Here is a 20614-nt window from a genome sequence, read left to right on the forward strand (position 1 = left end):
CAAAAAAGGGCAGCCTGCGCAGGCTGCCCTTTTTTTGTCGAATGCCATGCAATGCCACAGCGTAGGTCGGATTAGCGGCGGCACGCCGCGTAATCCGATGCTGCGAGGCCGACAATGGTGTCGGATTAGCGGGGCCGAAGGCCACGCGTAATCCGGCAACATTGTTAGCGCCCGCGGTGGTGCCGGGTGACCTTCACAGCCGTTCCAGCTTCGCAATCCCCAGGTCCAGCACCTTCATGCCGTGCTGTCCGAAATTAATTTGCGCGCGCGCATTGCCGCCGCCGCCTTCGATATTGACGATCACGCCTTCGCCGAACTTGGCGTGCGCCACCGATTCACCGATGCGCCAGCCGCCGCCTGTGGCTTTTTGCGCGATCTTTTGCGCAATCGCATTGTCCGAACCGAGGCTGACCACACGCGGTGCCTCGTCCCAGGCCGACTTGCGGTTACCGAACCAGTTGGCCTGCACCTTCGGTGACAGCCATTTCAAGGATTCTTCCGGCAATTCGTCGAAGAAGCGCGACTTCATGTTGTAGCGCGTCTGGCCGTGCAGCATGCGCGTCTGCGAAAAGCTCATGTACAGCCGCTTGCGCGCGCGCGTGATGGCCACGTACATCAGCCGGCGTTCCTCTTCCACGCCATTGTCTTCCTTCGAGCTGCTTTCGTGCGGGAACAGGCCCTCTTCCAGGCCCGTGATGAACACATTGTCGAATTCCAGGCCCTTGGCCGAGTGCACCGTCATCATCTGCAGCGCATCCTGGCCCGCCTGCGCCTGGTTGTCACCCGCTTCCAGCGACGCGTGCGACAGGAAAGCGGACAGAGGCGACATCACGGCCGGCAGCGGCGCATCCGCGTCGAGTATCTCGATGCCATCCTGGTTGACGACGGGCGCGCCCGACTGCGCCTGGGCGGCAGGGCCCAGGTGGGCCGGTGCGCCCTGGCCGAAACCCTCTTCGGAAATGAACTGGCTGGCCGCGCTGACCATCTGCTCCAGATTCTCGATACGGTCGGCACCTTCTTTTTCGTTCTGGTAATGCTGGAGCAAGGTACTCGCTTCCAGCACCACTCTGACCATTTCCGGCAGAGACAATTGCTGCGTTTCGAAACGCACGCCTTCGATCAGCTTGACGAAGCCGGCCAGCACGCTGCCCGCCTTGCCCGCCACATACGGCACGGAGGCGTACAGCGAAATGCCGTACTGTTCCGAGGCGGCCTGCAATTGCTCGATCGAGCGCATGCCGATGCCGCGCGTAGGGAAATTGACCACGCGCAAGAAGGCCGAATCGTTGTGCGGATTGTCCATCAACTGCAAATAGGCAATCGCGTGCTTGACCTCGGCGCGCTGGAAGTAGCGCTGGCCGCCATACACGTGATACGGAATCGCGGCCGAAAACAACGCGTGTTCGATCACGCGCGACTGCGCATTCGAGCGGTACAAGATCGCGATTTCGCTGCGCGAAGCGCCATCGGCGATCAGGCTTTTCGCCTCTTCGATGATCCACTGCGCTTCCTGCAAGTCGGAACTGGCCTCATACACGCGCACCTGCTCGCCATGGCCCGCGTCCGTGCGCAGATTCTTGCCCAGACGCTTGCTGTTGTTTGCGATCAGTACGTTGGCGCTGTCGAGGATGTGGCCATGCGAGCGGTAGTTCTGCTCGAGCTTGATCAAGTTCTTGACCTGGAACTCGTGCTCAAAGGCGCTCATATTGCCCACGTTGGCGCCGCGGAACGCGTAGATGCTCTGGTCATCGTCGCCGACGGCAAACAGGGCGCCGCCATCGCGGCTGCCGTGGCCGGCCAGCAATTTGAGCCAGTTGTATTGCAAGTTGTTCGTGTCCTGGAACTCGTCCACGAGAATATGGCGGAAACGCGCCTGGTAGTGTTCGCGCAGCGGCTGGTTGCGGCTCAGCAATTCATACGTGCGCAGCAGCAATTCCGCAAAATCGACGACGCCTTCGCGCTGGCACTGGTCGTCGTACAGCTGGTACAGCTCGACCATCTTGCGCTCGTGCGCGTCGTACGCTTCCACATCCGTGGCCCGCAAGCCCTGGTCCTTGGCATTGTTGATGAAATACATCACCGTCTTCGGCGGGAATTTTTCATCATCGATGTTGTTTGCCTTCAACAAGCGCTTGATCACCGACAATTGATCCTGCGAGTCGAGGATCTGGAACGTTTGCGGCAAGGCCGCGTCGCGGTAGTGCGTGCGCAGCAAGCGGTTGCACAGGCCGTGGAAGGTACCGATCCACATGCCACGCGTATTGATCGGCAGCATGGCCGACAGGCGCGTGAGCATTTCCTTGGCGGCTTTATTGGTAAACGTCACGGCCAGGATGCCGGGTGGCGATACCTGCTGGGTCTGGATCAGCCACGCGATGCGGGTGGTCAGCACGCGGGTCTTGCCCGAACCGGCGCCCGCCAGGATCAGCGCATGCTGCGCCGGCAAGGTGACGGCAGCCAATTGTTCGGGATTGAGGTTGTGAAGAAGATTTTGCATCCCGTGATTATACCGGCATGGCTAAAAATACTGTGCATTTGTCCAGCGGTCGCGGCATTTTACCCACGCGCGCTACAATCGCCATCCCGACACCGCAGCCTGCATCCCATGACACCACCGACCCACCTCGACGGCGCCCGCGTACTGGCCTGGGCCTGGTCCGACCTGCCCTTCGGCCACATCACCAACGAGCATGGTGGCGCCCCCACCGCCATCCACGGCCTGGCCGTGTGCCGCTACGCAGACGAAGCGCGCGTCTACCGTTTCAGCTGCGATGCGCAGTGGGAAACGGTGCAGGATGACGTGTATGCCAGCGAGGACGACGCCAGGAAGCAGTTGCCGGCGCAATACCGCGCCGTGGCCGCCACCTGGAATCTTGCTTAGCGCACCAGCTTCGCCTTGCCTTCGCTGAGCGCCTGGGCGATTACCTGGCGCGTGGTCTTGTCGGCGATCTTGACGACTTTTTCCTGCTGGCGGCCCAGGTCGCCCATTTGCTTGCCCAGCGCTTCCATCGGCTTGCTGCGCTGCTCCATCTGGCGCGACATCTGCTCCACTTTCTCGGCCTCGCGCTCGTGCACGTCGGCGATGCGGTCGTTGATCTCTTCCATCTCTTCCTGCGCATCTTCCATCTGCTGCTGCAGGTGTTCCACGTCGCGCTCGGCCGCGCGGCGCGCCGTGTCGCTCGTCGCCAGCGCCTGGCGGCGCGAGGCGTCACCGAGCTTGCGGCCCAGCTCCTGCTGCTGGCGGCCCAGCGCGCGCAGCTGTTCCGACTCGCGCGCGCTGCCTTTTTCCAGGCTGCGGGCACCCATCTTGCGGCCCATTTCGCCCATGGCCTTGCCATGCGCGCCCATTTGATCGCCGAGCGCGCTCATCTCCTTGCCGAGCTGTTTCGAAGGCTGCCATGCCGTGCGCACCTTGCCCAGCAAGGCCGCATCCTGCAGCACATAGGCCTGCCCCTGGTCGCGGAACCACAGGAACGGTCCATTGATCGAGCGCTTGAGCTTTTCCACCTGCTGCGAATGAATATCGCTGTCGACGACGATGACGCCCTCGCTATCCGTGGCGCCATCGACGAGCGCATAGCTTTCGCCCCTGTCGATCGAACGGCTGACCTGCACGCTGGGTGCGGCCGGCGGGACAGGCGGCGTGGGCGGCTGCGGCGGCTGCACAGCCAGCGCACTGCCGCCAAGCAGGATACCGGCCAGGCTGAGGATCAAACGGTAGGAAGTGGACATGGCTGCCTCGTCGCAAAAGTAGTGGAGCATTGACTTTAGCGGCGGATGGAGCACGGCTCCAGCGCGGTGCGACAGGCTGCAAAAAGACCGGCCTGGATGGCAGACACGGACGATGGATGGAGGCCGGGCAAAAAAAACGGAGGCCGCAGCCTCCGCAAAAACGCCGTGGTACGGCGTATTTACATTAGTACAAGACGACGGAGCGGATCGATTCGCCGCTCTTCATCAGGTCGAAGCCCTGGTTGATGTCGTCGAGCTTCAGGCGGTGCGTGATCAAATCGTCGATGTTGAGCTTGCCTTCCATATACCAGTCGACGATCTTCGGTACGTCCGTGCGTCCCCGTGCGCCACCGAAGGCGGAACCTTTCCACACGCGTCCCGTCACCAGCTGGAATGGACGGGTGGAAATTTCCTGGCCGGCCGCCGCCACGCCGATGATGATGGACTGGCCCCAGCCCTTGTGGCAGCACTCGAGCGACTGGCGCATGGTGGTGGTGTTGCCGATGCATTCAAACGAATAGTCGGCGCCGCCGTCCGTCAGCTGCACGATCGTGTCGACGACGTTTTCCACCTCATTGGCGTTGACGAAATGCGTCATGCCGAACTTGCGCGCGATGGCCTGACGGGCCGGGTTGATGTCGACGCCGATGATCTTGTCCGCGCCGACCATCTTGGCTGCCTGGATCACATTCAAGCCGATGCCGCCCAGGCCGAACACGACCACGTTAGCGCCCGCCTCGACCTTGGCCGTGAACAGCACGGCACCCACGCCGGTGGTGACGCCGCAGCCGATGTAGCAGACCTTGTCGAATGGCGCGTCTTCGCGGATCTTCGCCAGAGCGATTTCCGGCACGACGATGTAGTTGGAGAACGTGGACGTGCCCATGTAATGGAAGATGGGCTTGCCGTCGATGGAAAAGCGCGAGGTGGCGTCCGGCATCAGGCCGCGGCCCTGGGTCGAGCGGATCGACTGGCACAAGTTGGTTTTTTGCGACAGGCAGAATTTGCACTGGCGGCATTCCGGCGTGTACAGGGGAATGACGTGGTCATCTTTTTTCAGGCTTTTCACGCCCGGGCCCACGTCGACGACGATGCCGGCGCCTTCATGGCCCAGGATGGACGGGAAGATGCCTTCCGGATCGGCGCCCGACAGGGTGTAGTAATCGGTATGGCAAATGCCCGTGGCCTTGATCTCGACCAGTACCTCACCCTCGCGCGGGCCGGCCAGGTCGACTTCTTCGATGGTCAAAGGCGCGCCGGCCTTCCATGCAATCGCTGCTTTGGTTTTCATGTGTGTCCTGTGCTGTGTATGGTTGAACCGGGCGCGCCAAGGCGCCGTATCGCCACATCATAGCAAAGCAGGCGCCAGTAAAACGCTTACTTGGTTTTCGCGCGGTTCAAGAACGCCCCATGCAAGCCGTTCAGGGTTTCCTCGGCCAGCAGCAGCTGGCTGGCGATTTCATTGATCTTGCGGCGGCTGGAACGGGCATGGTCGCGCAGCACTTCGAAAGCCGTGTTGCGGTCCGTCTGGAACTTGCCCATCAGCAAACCGACTGCCAGGCTCGTTTCGCGGCCGGCGGCCAGCGCCGCGTTCAGGTTCAGTTCGGTGCGGCGCAGCTGGCGGATTTCGTCCGCGCGCGCCAGGCCCGCTTCGAACGCGGGCATCAAGCGGCCTTCGTCGACGGGTTTCACCACATAGCCGACGGCGCCGTAGGCCGCCGCCTGCTTGCCCGACTCGCTGTCGCCGCTGCCGGACAGGAACATGAACGGCACAGCCGTCTCGCCATGCAGGCGCTTGGCCAGTTCCAGGCCGGACATGCCCGGCATGTGGATGTCGAGCAAGGCCAAGTCCGGCTCGCGCTGGGCGATCAGCTGCAGCGCCACTTCGGCCGAATGGGCCAAGGCTGTTTCGTAGCCGGCATGGCGCAGGACTTCGCCGAGGAACTCCAACAGGAGCTGGTCATCGTCAACGATCAGGATAAGGCGTTTCGCGGCGGCTGGCTGGCTCATGGGTGGGGGACCTCGGTAATGAATGATGTTCTTATTATATGCCGATTATTCGCCCAAACCAGCCTTGCACGCCACTGTTCATGCCGCAAACAATTGATTGAATTGCTGCACCGCAATATCCACATCGTCCGCCTGGTAGACACTGCTGATCGCCGCCACCATGTCGGCACCGCGCGCGGCCAGCGGAGCGGCGTTCTCCGGCGTCATGCCGCCGATCACCACGCAAGGCAAGGCGATCTCGCGTTTCGCCTGCAGCACGATGTCGAGCGGTGTCGTGACCGGATACTTTTTCACCAGCGATGGATAAAAGCCGCCGAAGGCCACATAGCTGGCGCCGCCCGCCTCCGCCGTTCGTGCCAATGCCATGTCGCCATAGCAGGAAGCGCCGACGATCTTGTCCTTGCCCAGGCGCGTGCGCACCTGTGCCACGGACGCATCCGTGCCGCCCACGTGCACGCCGTCCGCGTCGAGCTCTTCGCACAGCTCGATGAAGTCGTTGATGATGAAAGGCACGCCATACTTGCGGGCCAGGTCCAGCAAGGCGCCCGCCTGCTCGCGCCGCTGATCCGCTTCCGCGCTCTTGTGGCGGTATTGCAGGAAGGCCACGCCTTCCTGCAAGGCTTGCTCGCTCACGTCGAGCAGGCGGTCGGTGTCGTCCCAGTTCGGGGTGACCAGATACAGTCCACGCATGATATTTCCCTTATTGAATGAATCGTTGCGGCATCAGCTGGCCTGGCGCAATCGCATACGCGCCAGCCAGGGCCGCATGGCAATAGCATTGTGCGCCATCGAGCGCCTCTTGCATCGGCACGCCTTGCGCCAGGCGCGCCGCGATGGCGGACGCCAAAGTGCAGCCGCTGCCGTGAAATTCGCCGGGCAAGCGCGGCCAGCGCCACGCGTGCTCCCTGCCATCGGCGTCAAACCAGCGGTTGACGATCACCTCGCCTTCGCCATGGCCGCCCGTCACCAGCACGTTCCGGCAGCCTTGCGCAAGTAAATTGTCTGCGCCACCGAGGGCCAGCGCTTCCGGCCCGTTCGGTACGATGACGGTCGTCACCGGCAGCAAGGGCACCAGCGCCAGCACGGCATCGCCCCGGCTGAGCACGTCGCCATGGCCGCTGGCCAGCACGGGGTCGAGCACGACAGGCAAGTCCGGCCGAATCAGCCGCAATTGCGCGATCAGTTGCGCGATGACGGCCGCATTCGCGGCGCTGCCGGGAATGCCGATCTTCACGGCATCGATGCTGATCTTGTCGATCAGCGCCTGCGCCTGGCGGCGCAGCAATTCCGGCGCCACCGGCTCGACGCCAAAGACCCTGTCGTTGTCCTGCACCGTCAAGGCCGTGATGACGGGCAAGGCATGCGCGCCCTGCGCCGCAATGGCCACGATATCGGCGGCGATGCCGGCGCCGCCCGACGGATCAAGACCGGAAAACACGAGCACAGTGTGGCGCATCGGCATCGTCACGCCAGGCGGCCCGCCATCGGCGACGATGGCGACGCGGCAAATTTACGGGGCATGCGTCCCGCCAGAAACGCTTCGCGTCCGGCCCGCACGGCCAGCTTCATCGCGTGCGCCATGCGCACGGGGTCGCGCGCTCCGGCAATGGCCGTATTCATCAGCACGCCATCGCAGCCGAGTTCCATGGCAATGGCCGCATCCGACGCCGTACCCACGCCGGCATCGACGAGCACGGGCACTTTCGCCTGGTCGATGATCAGCGACAAATTCCACGGATTCAAAATGCCCATGCCCGAGCCGATCAGGGACGCGAGCGGCATGACGGCCACGCAGCCGATATCTTCCAGAATCTTCGCCTGGATCGGGTCGTCGCTGCAGTAGACCATCACGTCAAAGCCATCCTTGACCAGCGCCTCGGCCGCGATCAAGGTTTCCGGCATGTGCGGGAACAGGGTCTTCTCGTCACCGAGCACTTCGAGTTTCACCAGATTGCGTCCGCCCAGAAGCTCGCGCGCCAGTTGCAGGGTGTAGACAGCGTCCTTGGCGTTGTAGCAGCCGGCCGTGTTCGGCAAAATCGTGTACTGGTCCGGCGGCACGACATCGAGCAGGCTGGGCGCGTTCGGGTCCTGCCCGATATTCACGCGCCGGATCGCCACCGTGATGATCTGCGCCTCGGCCGCATCCGTCGCTTCGCGCGTCTGCGGTAAATCCTTGTACTTGCCGCTACCGACCAGCAAGCGCGATTGATACTGTTTGCCTGCGATGGTCAGCAGGTCGTTGTTATTACTGTTCATTGCTTTTTCCTTAGTTCAGCCGCCGCCGATGGCGCGGACTATTTCCACTTGATCCTGGGTTTGCAAGACCTGCCCCTGCCACGCCTTGCGCGGCACGACATTGCGGTTGACGGCCAGCGCCAGCGCCTGGTTTTCCAGCGACAGCGCGGCGATCAGTTGGTCCAGGGTTTGCCCCGGCGGCACCTGGTGCGGTGCGCCGTTGAGCGTGATGTTGATGAATGCAGGCATCACGCTCTCCCTCAGACTTTGCGGTACAGCTCGGCGCCGTTCTTGATGAATTCGATGGCCTTGATTTCCATGCCCTGCTTGAGCGCCTTGTCTTCCGCGATGCCCATGCCGGCCGCGTATTCGCGCACTTCCTGCGTGATCTTCATCGAGCAGAAATGGGGGCCGCACATGGAGCAGAAATGCGCCACCTTGGCCGAATCCTTGGGCAGGGTTTCATCGTGGAATTCACGCGCCTTGTCCGGGTCCAGGCCGATGTTGAACTGGTCATCCCAGCGGAATTCAAAGCGGGCTTTCGACAGCGCGTTGTCGCGGATTTGCACGCCCGGATGGCCCTTGGCCAGGTCGGCCGCGTGCGCCGCAATCTTGTACGTGATGATGCCGTCCTTGACGTCCGCCTTGTTGGGCAGGCCCAGGTGTTCCTTCGGCGTCACGTAGCACAACATGGCCGTGCCATACCAGCCGATCATGGCAGCGCCAATGCCGGACGTGATGTGGTCGTAGCCGGGCGCGATATCGGTCGTCAATGGCCCCAAGGTATAGAACGGCGCTTCGCCGCACTGTTCCAGCTGCAAGTCCATGTTTTCCTTGATCAGCTGCATCGGTACGTGGCCAGGCCCCTCGATCATCACTTGCACGTCGTGCTTCCAGGCGACTTGCGTCAGCTCACCCAGGGTTTTCAGTTCGCCCAGCTGCGCCTCGTCGTTGGCATCGTAGATGGAGCCGGGACGCAAGCCGTCGCCCAGCGAGAACGACACGTCGTACGCTTTCATGATTTCGCAAATCTCTTCGAAATGCGTGTACAGGAATGATTCCTGGTGGTGTGCCAGACACCATTTCGCCATGATGGAGCCGCCGCGCGAGACGATGCCCGTCAGGCGCTTGGCTGTCATCGGCACATAGCGCAGCAGCACGCCCGCGTGGATGGTGAAGTAATCGACGCCCTGCTCGGCCTGCTCGATCAGGGTGTCGCGGAAGATTTCCCAAGTTAAATCTTCGGCCTTGCCATTGACCTTTTCCAGTGCCTGGTAGATGGGCACGGTGCCGATCGGCACGGGGCTGTTGCGCACGATCCATTCGCGCGTCTCGTGGATGTGCTTGCCGGTCGACAGATCCATCACGTTATCGCCGCCCCAGCGGATGGCCCAGGTCATCTTTTCCACTTCCTCGCCGATCGACGAGGTGACGGCCGAGTTGCCAATATTCGCGTTGATTTTCACGAGGAAATTGCGGCCGATAATCATCGGCTCGACTTCCGGATGGTTGATGTTGGCGGGGATGATGGCGCGGCCGCGGGCAATTTCCTCGCGCACGAATTCCGGCGTGATCTCGGCCGGGATGCTGGCGCCAAACGACTGGCCCGGATGCTGGCGGCCCATCAGGTCGGCTAGGCGCTCGCCCATGGGACCGGACGCTTTCAGCTCACGCAAATATTCCTGGCGGCGCATGTTTTCGCGGATGGCCACGAATTCCATTTCCGGCGTGATGATGCCCTGGCGCGCGTAGTGCATTTGCGTCACGTTCTTGCCGGCGATGGCGCGGCGCGGCTTGCGGTGCAGGTTGAAACGCAGCTCGGCCAGCTTCGGGTCCGCCAGGCGGGCGATGCCGTAGTCGGAGGTCGGGCCCGGCAATTCTTCCGTATCGGCACGTTCGACGATCCACGGCAGGCGCGGCGTGTCGAGGCCCGAGCGGATGTCGATCTGCACGTCCGGGTCCGTGTACGGGCCGGAAGTGTCGTAGACGTAGATCGGCGGGTTCTTTTCGCCGCCGAACGACGCTTCCGTGTCGGACTGGCTGATCTCGCGCATGGGCACGCGGATGTCGGGGCGGCTGCCTTCAACATAGATCTTGCGCGAATTGGGCAGTGGCGCGATGGCGGCTTCGTCGACCGTGGCGGTGGCGGAGAGGAATTTCGGGTTGGCGTTCATTTTGGCTCCTTGGCTAGACTATTTTTAAGCCTGGAGCCAGCTAAGGAGGTTCGGCTGCGCGCACGCGGAAAAGCGGGGTGCGTTCATCCTAAAGCTTCCCTTCGCTGGCATTATCCAGATCAGGTTCGGAGGGTATTTCTCACCCGCGCTTGCACTGTGTTTCCACAGCGAAAGGCAGGACCCCTAGCGTTTGCCGCCTTGCGGCAGCGAGCCAATTATACGCGGTTCACGCCGCGCGGCCAGATGATTTCTTGCAGGTGTCGTCTTTGTACATCGCTCTACTTCTTCTTACCCCAGCGCCAGCTGGTCGGTTCACCCTTCAGCTGGCAGATGAAAATGAGCACGGCAACGATGGCCACTTCATAGACGATGTAGCCCACGAGCATGGTCTGCGGCGGGAACAGGAAAGCGCCGCAGGCGAACAGCGCCAGCGCGGCCAGGAACACCAGCCAGCCCTGCCACGTGATGGGCAAGCCCCAGCCCCAGCCATAGGTCTTGGCGGGGAACCAGTATTGCGGCGTTGATTTGTCAGTCATGATTTTTCCTGGTCAGTATCGATAGCACCCAGTATAAATCAGGCAATGCGATGGCGCTCCGTGACATCGAGGCCGATGCCGCGGTAGCCGATGAAGCGGCTGCCATTGTCGAACATCGGTTCGCCGCTCACTTGCAGGTACTGCGTGCTGCCGTCGAGATTGGCGCGGCTGTAGATGAAATCGAGAAACGGTTCGCGCGCGGCAATTTTTGCGTCGAGCAAGGCGCGCTCGGTGGCATTCCAGCGCTGCGGCTCTTGCTCGCTGCCGATGCCCAGCATTTCAGCCACGGGACCGGAAAAGCGCGTCAGGTTTCCCTGCGCATCCTGTTCCCAGTACCAGTCGGACGACAGTTCCGTGAAGCGCTGGAAGCGCGCTTCGCTTTCGCGCAGCTCCGCCGTGCGCTCTTCCACCATCTGCTCGAGCGACTTGTTGTATTCGGCCAGCTTCTGGTACAGCAGGCGCACTTCGAGCATGTTGTGGATGCGCGTCTTGACTTCCACCAGGTCGAACGGCTTGCTGACGAAGTCCTTGGCGCCCGCTTGCAGCGCGCGCAGCTTGTGGCCGGGCTGGGCCGTGATCACCAGCACGGGCAGATAGCTGCCCGCCTCGATGTCGCGCAAGCCTTCCATGACCTCGAAGCCATCCATTTCCGGCATCTGCAAGTCGAGCAGGATCAGGTCGTAGCGGTGCTGCTGGTGCAGCGCGCGCACGGCTTGCGGGTCCATGGTGGACGTGATGCGCGTATAACCGGCATTGCGCAGCACCTGTTCCAGCAGCATGACATTGGCCTCCTGGTCATCGACGATGAGGATGCTGGCGTTCAGGATCTCGGTGGCTTGAAGCATGGCGGTATTCCTAAAAATAAATGCTGAATTAGCGTACTGCGTGAATGTCGTCGGCCAGGCCGTGCGCGGCCGCATGGTGCAGGGCCACGTCGAGCGCATCCATGAATTCGACGACCTTGATCGGCTTGGTCAGGTAGCGGAAGAAGCCCGCTTCCAGGCCCTTCTCGATGTCGCGCGGCACGGCGTTGGCCGACAGGGCCATCACGGGAATATGGCTCGTCAGCGGGTCGTCGTGCAGGATATGCAGGGCGCCGAAACCGCTGATGCCGGGCAGGTTGATGTCCATCAAGATGACGTCCGGCTGATACGTGCGCGCCAGGTCGATGCCCAGGTGCGCATCGATGGCGGTCAGCAGCTTCAAATCGCTGCGGCGGGCGATCAATTGCTCCACCAGCGCCAGGTTGGCGGGATTGTCTTCCACGTACAGCAAGGTGCGCTGGCTTTCCTGCGGCTCCTGCACCTGCGGCAGCGCGTCGCCGTCGCCCAGCACCAGTGCCGGCGCGCTGCTGGCGGCCAGCTCGAACCAGAACGTGGTGCCCACGCCGACCGTGCTGTCGACGCCAATGGTGCCGCCCATCAATTCGACCAGTTGCTTGGTGACGACGAGGCCGATGCCCGTACCCTCCTCCGTGCTGTTTTCCTGGCCCAGGCGGTTGAAGGGCTGGAACAGCTGGGCCACCTGGCCCGCATCGAGACCGGCGCCGCTGTCGCGCACGCTCACGCGCACACGCTCGCCATGCCGGCTGCATTCGACGGTGACGGCGCCGCCGCCCTGGTTGTACTTGATGGCGTTCGACAGCAGGTTGACCATCACCTGTTTCACGCGCGTGCGGTCCGCATGCACATAAAATGCCTGGCCGCAGCGGGGGAAATGCATGCGGATGCCGCGCTTTTCCGCCTGCGGCGCGATCATCGCCTGGCAATCCTGCAGCACGTCGAGCAGCGACATCGCTTCCTGCGACAAGGTGACCTTGCCCGATTCGATCATGGCCAGGTCGAGGATTTCATTGATCAGGCGCAGCAGATACCAGCCACCCTTGAGGATTTGTTCGATCGAGCGCTGCTGCGGCACGGTGGGCGGCGGCACGTCGGAGGCCATCAGCTGCGCAAAGCCCAGCACGGCATTCAGCGGCGTGCGCAATTCGTGGCTCATGCTCGACAGAAATTCGGACTTGGCGCGGTTGGCCTTTTCCGCCACCTGGCGCGCCTTCTTCAACTCCGCATTGTTGGTCTCGACCAGCGAGCGCGTGTACGCCTGCTGCTCCTGCAGGCGCTGGTCCAGCAAGGCCTGTTCCGCCTCGACCTGCTTGCGAGCCGTGTTGTCCGTGCCGATCAGCAAGTAACCGATGACCTTGCTTTGCGCATCGCGCAAGGCCGTCACGGAGACGATGGCGGGGAAACGGCTGCCATCCTTGCGGATGTAGGTCAGTTCATAGATGTCTTCGATGCCGCGCGTGGCCTTGAACACGAGCGCTTCCACGCCAGGCGTGATGACGGTGTCGAGTTCGGCACTGAGGGCGGCGGCGCGCGCAACGATTTCCTGCGCATCAGAAATACCGGCCGGCGTCAGCTTGTCGACCACGTCGCTCGCCGCATAGCCCAGCATGCGTTCGGCGCCCACGTTGAAAATCTGGATCACGCCCTGCGCATCGGTGGCGATGCACGAGAAATTGGCGCTGTTGAAAATCGCATCCTGCAAGGCGCCCGCCTTGAGCAGCTGGCGCGGCAGGCTGGCCGCCAGGGTGCGGCGGTACAGCGCCACGAGCAGCATCAGCAGCAAGAAGACCAGCGCGTCGATGACGCAGGCCGTTTCAAACGGCGCGCGCCAGGCCAGCAGGCCGATGGCCAGCAGCACGATGGCACTGAACGAAAACGCCAGCGCCATGGGCCAGCGCGATGGTGCGCGCGGGGGAATGTTTTCAACAGATTGCATGGGGTAGCCCGGACTGTGACAACGATAAAAGAGAAGATGCGGTGTTCAGCGCGTCTGGCGCTGGCGCACATCCGACAGCAGGCGCGTGAATTCCTTCTTCACCACGCCATAGCATTCGCACACATGGCCTTCGAGACCGGCGCGGTCCAGCACGGAAATATGGCCACGTCGGTAGCTGATGAAGCCCCGCGTCTGCAAACGCCCGGCCGCTTCCGTCACGCCTTCGCGGCGCACGCCCAGCATGTTGGCAATCAACTCCTGTGTCATCGTCAACTCGCGGTTCGGCAGGCGGTCCATGGTCAGCAGCAGCCAGCGGCACAGCTGCTGTTCCACCGTATGGTGGCGGTTGCACACGGCCGTCTGCGACATTTGCGTGATCAGCGCTTGCGTATAGCGCAGCAGCAAGCGCATGACGGGACCGGCGCGGTCGAATTCCTCCATCAGCAAATGCGCCTTCAGCCGGTAGCCGACGCCGCCCGTCTGCACGACGGCGCGGCTCGGCGTCGAATTGCCGCCCATGAACAGCGACACGCCCACGACACCCTCATTGCCGACGCCGGCAATTTCCGACGAGCCGCCGTTTTCCAGCAGGTAGTGAATGGAAACGATGGCCGTGGTGGGGAAATACACATGCTGCAGCTTGTCGCCCGAATCGTAGATCACGTCACCGAGCAGCATCGGCACTTGCTCCAGGTGAGGGGCCAGGCGCGCGAAATCAGCGTCGAGCATGGCGGCGAGCAAATGGTTTTGATTCGGGTTGTGCAGCTGGGCATGCGGACTCGACATGGGCAGGTTTCCTGTTTTCCAGTCGTCAGCTAGGGGATCGATGAAAGGCGTCCGAACGAGGGGCGCCATGTGGTGCAGCGTAACACAGCGCTGGCACAGTGACCCGACTATATTTCTTGTCGGCATTGCCGTCCGTTCGGTAGCGAACGGACGGCATTTCGTCGCGCCCCCTACAGTCAGTCACTGCCCGGCCTGCCTGATCATGGATCGGCACCGGCGCTGCCACGGGACCACCATGCAATCATTCTTCAAACGCATCTCCATTTCCGTTTCCACCTCGGCCCTGCTCACGCTGGCGTTCGGACTGTGCCTGACGGCCCTGTGCTACGCCTCGGCGCGCCAGATCGAGGCGGAGAGCGCCCGGTTGCTGCTGCAGTACCACGCCAGCGGCCACACCTTGGGCGCCGCCCTGCTGCCGGCCAAAGGCATGGGCCTGGACGCCAGCCATCGCGGTTCGCTGTACGTGCTGCTCGGTGGAATGCTGTCGAGCCTGCTGGCGGCCGCATACGTGTATCAGCTGGTCTCGCGCAATTCCGTGATTGCCCGCATCACGGGCGAACGCACGGCGGCGCTGCAGTTCGCCAATTTGCGCCTGTCCGAAGACATCGCCGCGCGCATGCACAATGAAAAGTCGCTACGGCTGCGCGAACGCATCATCGAAGTGTCGGCCAACGCCATCATCCTGTGCAGCGCCGACGCGCCCGGCTACCTGATCGAGTACGTCAACCCCGCCTTCGAACGCATCACCGGCTATGCGGCCGGCGAAGTCATCGGCCAGCGCCTGGAAGACTTGCAGGGGCCGGAACAAGGGCGGCAAGACATGCACGCCATTACGGCGGCCCTGCGCGAACAGCGCGAAGGCAAGGCTATCGTGCGCAATTTCCGCAAGGATGGCAGCTGCTACTGGAGCGAGCTGTTCGTCGCGCCCGTGCGCGACGATGGCGATGGCCCCGTCAGCCACTTTGTCGTGGCGCAATACGACATCAGCAGCGTCATGCGTTTCGAACAGGAACTGGAATTCCAGGCCAGGCACGATATCCTGACGGGCCTGGCCAACCGTGCCCTGCTGCGCGAACGGCTGGAACAGGCGATGGCCGTGACACGGCGCAGCGGCCAGCCCCTGTGGGTGGTCTTCATCGACCTCGACCGCTTTAAATTCGTCAACGATACCCTGGGCCACGACGCGGGCGACCTGGTGCTGAAAAACGTGGCCGAGCGCCTGCGCGACGCCACGCGCGAAGTCGACACGGTGGCGCGCCTGGGCGGCGACGAATTCGTGCTGCTGCTGCCCCAGCATGGTAATGGCGAACCGGGCGCCGCCATCCTGCAGCGCATCCAGGATGCCGTGGCGCAGCCGCTGCAACTGGGCGAATATGAATTTTTTCTCAGCTGCTGCATGGGCGTGGCCGTGTATCCCGACGATGGCCAAAATGCCGACACCCTGATCAAGCATGCCGACATCGCCATGTACCGCGCCAAGGAACAGGGACGCGGCCACTGGCAGTTCTATGCCTCGAGCATGAATGCGGGCACCCTGGAGCGGCTGGAACTGGAGAGCGAGTTGCGCCACGCCCTGGAACGGGGGCAGTTCCACCTCGAATACCAGCCCCAGCTGGACCTGGCCAGCGGCGCCGTGGTCGGCATGGAAGCGCTGCTGCGCTGGCAACATCCGCAGCTGGGGCGTGTTCCCCCTGCCAGCTTCATCGGACTGGCTGAGGAAATGGGCTTGATCACCCCCATCGGCGACTGGGTGCTGCGCACGGCATGCGCCCAGGCGCGCGCGTGGCAACTGGCCGGCCATGGCCCGCTGCGCCTGGCCGTCAACCTGTCGGCGCGGCAATTCAAGCAAAAGAATTTGCTGCACGCGGTGGCGCAGGTGCTGGCGGACACGGGACTCGCCGCGGCCCACCTCGAATTGGAATTGACGGAAAGCATGGTCATGCATGACGTGGAGCAAGCCACGGCCATCATGGCCAAGCTGAAGGCGCTGGGCGTGCAACTGTCGATCGACGACTTCGGCACCGGCTATTCCAGCCTGGCCTACCTGCGCCACTTCCCCATCGACGTGCTGAAAATCGACAAAACCTTCGTCAGCGACATCACGCACAGCATGGACGACGCGGCCATCGTGCACGCCATCATTTCGCTGGCGCACAGCCTGCGCCTGAAAGTCATCGCGGAAGGCGTGGAAACGGAACAGCAGCTGGCCTTCCTGCGCCGGCACGGCTGCGACCAGATGCAGGGCTACCTGTTCAGCCGCCCGCTGGCCGCCGCCGCCTTCGAGACACTGCTGCTCGAAGGCAGCATGCTGCCCGCTTAGCGCAAAGGTTTAAAACGCGTGGCGCAGGCCGACGTTGAAGGCGCGGTTGCCCGTGCCCACTTCCGTGGCATTGCCCACCATGTAGGCGGCGTCGTTGCGGTTGCGGATGTGCGCGTAAGCAACATACACTTTGCTGCGCTTGGACAAGGCATACGTGGCGCCGATGGCCAGCTGCCGCGCATCGCGGTTGGCGGCGTCGCGGTCATCCTTGTGCACGTACGAAGCCAGCAAGGTCGTCGCGCCGAGCGGCACGGATACGCCGACGATGGCGTCGCGGCTGTCCGTCGACTGGGCCGGCGCCTGCGCCGCGCCATACGGGTTTTCCCCGAAGAACATGGTGCTGCCGTCGCCCGTGTTGCGGCCATAACCGGCAAACGCGGTGGCCACGCCGAAGTTGTAGTTACCGGCCAAAATCGTGTTGTTCACGTCGGCCTTGCCCGGCTCGCCGGCACGGCTCTGGCGCGCCAGGCGCAAGGTCAAGGGACCGTTGACATAGCCGAGGGCCAGGCCCAGCGAGCGCTGGTCGGCCGCCACACCCGTGTGTTCGCCAAAGCCGTACATGACGGTGGCCGTCACGCCGCGCATTTCAGGCGAGGTGTAGCGCACGGTATTGTCGATGCGCGTGGCCGAATAGCCGGCCAGGTTGGTTGCCGCGCCGGCAAAGCCGCCTTCGAACGGGTCGGCCACGTCGGTCAGCGCCTGGCTTTGCAGGTTGTACTGGCGCCCCACGGTCAGCATGCCCAGCGGGCTGTCGATGCCGACGAAAGCCTGGCGGCCGAACAATTGCCCCGCCTGGTCGGAGCGGCCCGTGTCGCTCAGGACACCCGCTTCCAGCGTGAACACGGCTTGCAAGCCATTACCCAGGGACTCGGTGCCGCGCAAGCCCAGGCGCGAGCCGGCCGATATGCCGCTGGTGAGCTTGCTGATGCCGCCTTCCTGCACCAGGCCGGCGTCCATCAATCCATACATGGTGACTGAAGACGGATCAACTGACGACTGGGCGTGGGCGGCAGGCAAGGCGCCCAGGGTGGCGATGGTCGAAACGAGGCCGACGGTGATCGAGATTTTTTTCATGCGGGTTTCCTTGTATAAGCGAAACCAGGAAAGCGCGCGGCCATGGCGCGGCCACAGGCGCCAAGGCGCGCTGGGGAGTGCCGTATCGAAAGACGACGGACCAGGCAGCAAGATTCCTGGCTAAGCTGTGGCGGCAGCGGCGTGCAATGAGCCGCGTTGATTCCGCCGTGAATGGTGCACCGCTGGCGGTGCGCGTGGCTCAGGCGCCCGGCCCGAAGGGGACGCGCTGAAAGTGGCTGGCATCGCAGATGCGCTGGCCCTGAGACGCGGACGAGTGTTGGATATGAAACGTTGATACAACCGCGTCTGCTGGCGCCGTCCGCAAGGATGGGGCAGGAGGCACCGAGGCCGGCATTATAGCATCGGCAGCGCCTCTACCCCCCGTTCTGTTGCAGGAAAACGACTCGCCAGGCCGCCAAAACACGGCGTTGTCGCCGGGCAAGATGACGCATGCCGACCAGGCAAATGCTATTGCAGCAACGGTGCGACTGCCGCAGGCTTGCGCGCCGCGGCGGCCGCCTTCAGCAAGCTCAGCACCGCTTTATTTTCCGGCGTCGATTCCCGGTCCCGCGCCATCTTCAACACGGGGAACTCGCCGCCCAGCGGATCGGCGCCCAGGCTCAGCAACAGCTTGACCATCGCCGCGTCGCCATTTTCGACGGCCGCCAGCAAGGGCGGCAGATAACCGCCGGTGACGATGGGCGCGCCCATCGCGGCCAGGCGGGCGACCCAGTCGTGCCGCTGGCTGCGCACCGCATGCCACAGCAGCGTCTCCTTTTCCAGACGCCGCGAATCGAGCGCCGCCTGCTGTCCCTTGTAAGAAACTTCGGCGGCGGGTCCGACTTGCTGCCATGGCATGCCGGGCACCACCAGTTGGCGCAGCACGTCCTCGGACGCCGGCTGGTAGTTGTACATGGCGCGCATCGCAGCGTCGAGCCAGCGGTCATTTCCCTTCGCGTCATGCCGGGGCACGCGCTGCTTGAGCCAGTCCAGCGCGCCGGCGTTGCCCGCTTCGGCGGCATAGGCGTACAGCGACTTTTCCTGCTCATCAGTATTTGGCGTGGTGCCGGTGGCCAGCATTTTATCGAGCACTTCGGTGCCGCGCGTCAGGCGCAGCAAGGGCCCCCATAGCAAAGAATCGGCCAGCGGCCGTTCCGCTGGCTGCGCAGCCCCGCCTTTCTTGGCCTTTTTCTCTGCCAGGTACTGGTCTACCAGCAAATAGGGCCGGCCCGCGCCTGCGTCGAGCATGGCGATCATGCTGGCCGTACGTTCTTTCGCGTCGATCAATTCCGGCAAGATGCCCGCATCCTCCTGCTGCAAGGCGTATTCCAGCGGCGCCTGCGTGTGGTTTTCGCCGCCGTATTGCCGCACATCGGCGCCATGCGCCAGCAACAGGCGCACCATTGCGGCATTGCCGTACAGGGCAGCCAGATGCAGCGGTGCGGCGTGGTAAAGCGTATCGCCTTCGCCGAGCGGCACGCCGCGTTGCAACAGCAGCGTCATCATGCGCAGCTTGGCGGGCAACAGCGCGGCGTACTGCTCACGCAGCGCCTGGCGGCGCGCCTGCAGCGGCGCCTGCGCCAGTCGCTGCTGATCGTCGTCCTGCCGGGTTTGCGCATTCAGCCATGCCGCTTCGGCTTTGTACATGCTCGATGGAGGCGAAATCAAATAGTTCAGCAAGGGACTCCTGTCGAGCGCATAGGCGCCCGGCTCGGCGACGCCGGCCAGCAGCTTGCCAAAGGCAGCTTCGTCGCCCTCTTTGGCAGCCTTGAACAGCGCCGTCACCTCTGGCGTCGGCGGCAGCTTGTTGCGTGCCTCGCGCACATAATTGATCAAGCGTTCCATGCCATGCACCGAGACCTGCGGCAACGGCATGCCCACTTTCCATGCCCGCGCCAGCTGCTGCGCCTCGGCCTGTTGCGCCGCATTCAGTTTCTTTGTCCAGCGGGCCACGGCGTCGCCGGCGTCCGCCGCGCCGCCCGCCGCCGCCAACTGGCTCAGCATGGAAGCGAGCACATAGTCCTGCGGCACGCCCGCCTCCTCGCCATACAGCACGGCCAGCTGCAGCTGGGCCTTGGCAATGCCGCTTTCGGCGGCCTTGCGCAGCCAGCGGGCAGCCTGCTTTTCATCCAGGCCGCCCGTGCCTTTCCAGCACAGCAAACCCAGCTGGTAAGCGGCTTCCATGTCGCCACCCTCGGCGGCGCGGCGGTACCAATCCTGCGGCGAACGCTGTCCCGTCTGCGACGCCGCCGGCAGGGGCGCGCCGCGCTGCCAAAGGCCGGCCAGGCGCACGGCCTCGTCGACCTGGTCCGGCGACATCCTGTCACGGCGCGCCGGCAGGGACTTCTCCATCGCGGCCGCACCGCTCCACTCCTTGTCTTGCAGCGCCAGCAGGTTAAGTGCATACGACAGCACCCTGTCGACCGGCCCGCCTTCGCCCCGCTCATACATTTGTGCCAGGTCCTGCAGCGGCTTGCCCTCACCCTGCGCGGCCATGACGCCCAACCAGGGCCGCGCGCGCGATGGATTGAGCATGCGGCCCGGCGCGTATGCATACATGAAAACCAGCGCCTCCTGCGCGGCGCGATCGCCGCCCTTGGCCGCCAGCAGATACCAGCGCTCCGCTTCGACCTCGCTGCGCTCCACGTCCCGGCATCCTTTCTCGCCCATGTAGATATCGGCGAGGACTTTTTGCGCCTCGACATGGCCACCTTGCGCCGGTCCGCGCAATTGCGCAACGGCCTTGCTGCAGCGTCCATCCTGCAGAGCCGCCATCCCCTCCGGAACGCCGGCGCACGCGCCTCCGGCAGCCCATCCAGCGCCGAGCACGGCCAATTGCCACAATTTTTTCATGATTGCCTAAGCTTTCAAATAATGTTGCAAAGATGATAGCTTAGAAAAAATACAATGAAGCAATATTGCGCAATCGTGCGCGGCTTTTCGGGCCATCCAGGCCCGCTATTTGCTGC

General features: G+C 63.4%; 17 protein-coding genes and 1 riboswitch. Of the genes, 2 read left to right on the forward strand and 15 right to left on the reverse strand.

Annotated features, from left to right (window positions below; genetic code table 11):
• Positions 1-193 precede the first annotated feature (193 nt).
• A complete protein-coding gene (locus tag JAB6_RS26845; RefSeq protein ID WP_070305791.1) occupies positions 194-2497 on the reverse strand; it encodes a UvrD-helicase domain-containing protein in 2304 nt (767 codons plus the stop codon).
• A 108-nt stretch (positions 2498-2605) separates the two neighbouring features.
• On the opposite strand from JAB6_RS26845, the gene JAB6_RS26850 reads away from it, so the two are divergent.
• Entirely contained in the window at positions 2606-2881 is a 276-nt protein-coding gene (locus JAB6_RS26850) for a hypothetical protein (RefSeq protein WP_070305793.1), read from the forward strand.
• Here the strand turns inward: JAB6_RS26850 and JAB6_RS29175 are convergent.
• The 12 genes from JAB6_RS29175 to JAB6_RS26910 all read right to left on the reverse strand — a co-directional run bounded on the left by JAB6_RS29175 (position 2878) and on the right by JAB6_RS26910 (position 14251).
• A complete protein-coding gene (locus tag JAB6_RS29175; protein ID WP_139143511.1) occupies positions 2878-3732 on the reverse strand; it encodes a hypothetical protein in 855 nt (284 codons plus the stop codon). The genes JAB6_RS26850 and JAB6_RS29175 overlap by 4 nt on opposite strands.
• Before the next feature lie 184 nt (positions 3733-3916).
• Positions 3917-5023, reverse strand: coding sequence for an S-(hydroxymethyl)glutathione dehydrogenase/class III alcohol dehydrogenase (locus JAB6_RS26860; protein WP_034749160.1), 1107 nt, complete (start codon positions 5021-5023; stop codon positions 3917-3919).
• An 86-nt stretch (positions 5024-5109) separates the two neighbouring features.
• Positions 5110-5742, reverse strand: a complete 633-nt coding sequence (locus JAB6_RS26865; protein WP_034749164.1) for an ANTAR domain-containing response regulator — start codon at positions 5740-5742, stop codon at positions 5110-5112.
• Between the two features lie 78 nt (positions 5743-5820).
• Entirely contained in the window at positions 5821-6432 is a 612-nt protein-coding gene (thiE, locus tag JAB6_RS26870; protein WP_070305797.1) for a thiamine phosphate synthase, read from the reverse strand.
• A 10-nt stretch (positions 6433-6442) separates the two neighbouring features.
• Entirely contained in the window at positions 6443-7198 is a 756-nt protein-coding gene (locus JAB6_RS26875; RefSeq protein WP_070305840.1) for a hydroxymethylpyrimidine/phosphomethylpyrimidine kinase, read from the reverse strand.
• 8 nt (positions 7199-7206) lie between these two features.
• On the reverse strand, positions 7207-7998 hold the full coding sequence (locus JAB6_RS26880; RefSeq protein ID WP_070305799.1) for a thiazole synthase: 792 nt from the start codon (positions 7996-7998) through the stop codon (positions 7207-7209).
• Positions 7999-8013: 15 nt separating this feature from the next.
• On the reverse strand, positions 8014-8226 hold the full coding sequence (gene thiS / locus JAB6_RS26885) for a sulfur carrier protein ThiS (protein ID WP_070305801.1): 213 nt from the start codon (positions 8224-8226) through the stop codon (positions 8014-8016).
• Between the two features lie 11 nt (positions 8227-8237).
• Positions 8238-10151, reverse strand: a complete 1914-nt coding sequence (thiC, locus tag JAB6_RS26890; protein WP_070305803.1) for a phosphomethylpyrimidine synthase ThiC — start codon at positions 10149-10151, stop codon at positions 8238-8240.
• Between the two features lie 79 nt (positions 10152-10230).
• Positions 10231-10346: riboswitch (TPP riboswitch) on the reverse strand.
• An 83-nt stretch (positions 10347-10429) separates the two neighbouring features.
• Positions 10430-10687, reverse strand: coding sequence for a hypothetical protein (locus tag JAB6_RS26895; RefSeq protein ID WP_034749180.1), 258 nt, complete (start codon positions 10685-10687; stop codon positions 10430-10432).
• Positions 10688-10725: 38 nt separating this feature from the next.
• Positions 10726-11532 (reverse strand): response regulator, encoded by an 807-nt coding sequence (locus tag JAB6_RS26900; protein ID WP_034749183.1) that lies wholly within the window; start codon positions 11530-11532, stop codon positions 10726-10728.
• 28 nt (positions 11533-11560) lie between these two features.
• Positions 11561-13465, reverse strand: a complete 1905-nt coding sequence (locus JAB6_RS26905) for an ATP-binding protein (RefSeq protein WP_254671813.1) — start codon at positions 13463-13465, stop codon at positions 11561-11563.
• Between the two features lie 45 nt (positions 13466-13510).
• A complete protein-coding gene (locus JAB6_RS26910; RefSeq protein WP_070305805.1) occupies positions 13511-14251 on the reverse strand; it encodes a Crp/Fnr family transcriptional regulator in 741 nt (246 codons plus the stop codon).
• A gap of 235 nt (positions 14252-14486) precedes the next feature.
• On the opposite strand from JAB6_RS26910, the gene JAB6_RS26915 reads away from it, so the two are divergent.
• Positions 14487-16571 (forward strand): bifunctional diguanylate cyclase/phosphodiesterase, encoded by a 2085-nt coding sequence (locus tag JAB6_RS26915; RefSeq protein WP_070305807.1) that lies wholly within the window; start codon positions 14487-14489, stop codon positions 16569-16571.
• Positions 16572-16580: 9 nt separating this feature from the next.
• Here JAB6_RS26915 and JAB6_RS26920 read toward each other — a convergent pair whose 3' ends face one another.
• Positions 16581-17645, reverse strand: coding sequence for a porin (locus JAB6_RS26920; RefSeq protein WP_070305809.1), 1065 nt, complete (start codon positions 17643-17645; stop codon positions 16581-16583).
• A 468-nt stretch (positions 17646-18113) separates the two neighbouring features.
• Complete coding sequence (locus tag JAB6_RS26925) at positions 18114-20420, reverse strand: ankyrin repeat domain-containing protein (RefSeq protein WP_175444622.1); 2307 nt, start codon at positions 20418-20420, stop codon at positions 18114-18116.
• Between the last annotated feature and the right edge of the window lie 194 nt (positions 20421-20614).

It is taken from the genome of Janthinobacterium sp. HH104 (assembly GCF_001758715.1).
In the GTDB taxonomy this organism is placed as follows: domain Bacteria; phylum Pseudomonadota; class Gammaproteobacteria; order Burkholderiales; family Burkholderiaceae_D; genus Janthinobacterium; species Janthinobacterium aestuarii.